The following is a 1,170-nucleotide window of genomic DNA, read 5'->3' as shown; positions in this document are numbered from 1 at the left end:
CCGCACCTTTGACATGTGATGTATCTCTAAAGTCCTAACTTTTTTCTTTTTTTTTTTTTTCGGAGAGTGGTATAGAGACAGGGGTGGGGGCGTAGAGCACGGCCGTGCTGCCGGGCGGGATGCCGAGGTTCTCGCGGATCCGCGCCACGTCCCGCGCGGTGGCGTTGAGCAGCCGGTCGTTGCGCGGCCGGCCGTGTTCGAGGGTGGTGTAGCCGCCCGGGAACGCCCGCTGGAGGACGACGGTGGAGTGGCGGTTGCCGGACAGCACGTAGTCCCAGCCGTCTGCGGCGGCCGGCAGCCGCGCGAGGTCCGTGTTCCGGGCGGTCCTGTCCCGGACGGTCGTCTCCCGGACGGCCGCGGGCCGGTCCCTGAGGTCGAGGCCGACCCGCTTGAGGGGGGTGCCGGTCCCCGTCCGTACGACGGTCCGGCCGCGCCGCCTGACCGGCCGCAGGCCGAGGCCGGTTTCGGTGACGACGTACGCCGAGCGGGCCAGGGCCGTCCAGTACGCGGCGGTGCCGGGACGCAGCCGGCGCGTCGCCGGCGGCACGGTGTGCAGCCCGGCGGGCTCGGCGATCCAGGCGGTGCGGATCCGGGGCGCCAGTTCGCGCACGGCCGCCTCGACGGCCGCCGGGTCACCGCAGTAGCCGCGGCCCGGCCCCGACGAGGTGAAGACGGCGTGGTTCCTCCTGAGGGGGAGGAGCAGCTGCACGCCGTAGTGGATCCGCAGCAGCGCACGGCGCAGGCCCCGCAGGGCGCGGGCCGTGACCCGCCAGGAACGCCGCAGCACCCGCGCGGCGAGGCTCAGGCCCCGGTGGGCGCGGTGGCTGCCGAGCCGCAGCAGTGCGTGCCGCAGCCGGGCGGCGGGCCGCCGCGGTACGTCGCGCGCCGAGCCGTGGCGGCGGCAGAGCTCCGCCGCGCGGCGGGCGAACGCGGCGCGCTCGGCGGCCGGCACGCGGCCGCGCGCGGTGAGCAGCGCGGCCACGTCGTCCACCGCCCGGCGGAAGAGCACCGGCCGCAGCCGCGCCCACTCGGGCCGCGAACCGACGAGGGCGAAGACACGGTCGTACTGCTCGAACAGGTCCAGGCAGCCGGAGGAGCCGGGGGTGCCGGGGGTGCCGGAGGGGCCGGAGCTTCCGGGCGGGCCGGGTCGGCGGGCCCGGCCCGCCCGGC

Annotated in this window: 1 protein-coding gene; it reads right to left on the bottom strand. The window is 76.2% G+C overall.

The features are described from left to right. Nucleotides 1-34: 34 nt before the first annotated feature. Nucleotides 35-1,170, bottom strand: a 1,136-nt coding sequence (locus GUY61_RS38455; protein WP_208106993.1) for a CDP-glycerol glycerophosphotransferase family protein, incomplete at its 5' end; no start/stop codon positions are given.

Source organism: Streptomyces sp. GC420 (assembly GCF_009916105.1).
Lineage (GTDB): Bacteria > Actinomycetota > Actinomycetes > Streptomycetales > Streptomycetaceae > Streptomyces.
This window is presented reverse-complemented; position numbering and strand designations above follow the sequence as displayed.